The organism is Mycobacterium simiae (assembly GCF_008370645.1).
In the GTDB taxonomy this organism is placed as follows: domain Bacteria; phylum Actinomycetota; class Actinomycetes; order Mycobacteriales; family Mycobacteriaceae; genus Mycobacterium; species Mycobacterium simiae_A.
On record NZ_VTZN01000689.1, the window covers coordinates 1 to 217 of the forward strand.

Here is a 217-nt window from a genome sequence, read left to right on the forward strand (position 1 = left end):
TTTCCGGGCATGGGTGCGGCAGCGGGTGGGCGGGGTAGCTGGTGTCGATGACGGGGTCGTCGACGTCGATGACGGGTAGGTCATACCCGTCCAACCGGGCGGCCAGTTCGATGGTGGTTAATGCCGCCACCGGCGCGGCGTCGCTCATCATGAACGCGATCCGGGTGTCGGGGTGGTTGGGGTCGATGGGTAGGTAGGCGGCGCCGCTTTTGAGCAC

General features: G+C 66.8%; 1 protein-coding gene. It reads right to left on the reverse strand.

What is annotated here, in order from left to right; all coding sequences use genetic code 11:
• Positions 1–217, reverse strand: a 217-nt coding sequence (locus F0Q45_RS27370) for a hypothetical protein (RefSeq protein WP_149656746.1), incomplete at both ends; no start/stop codon positions are given.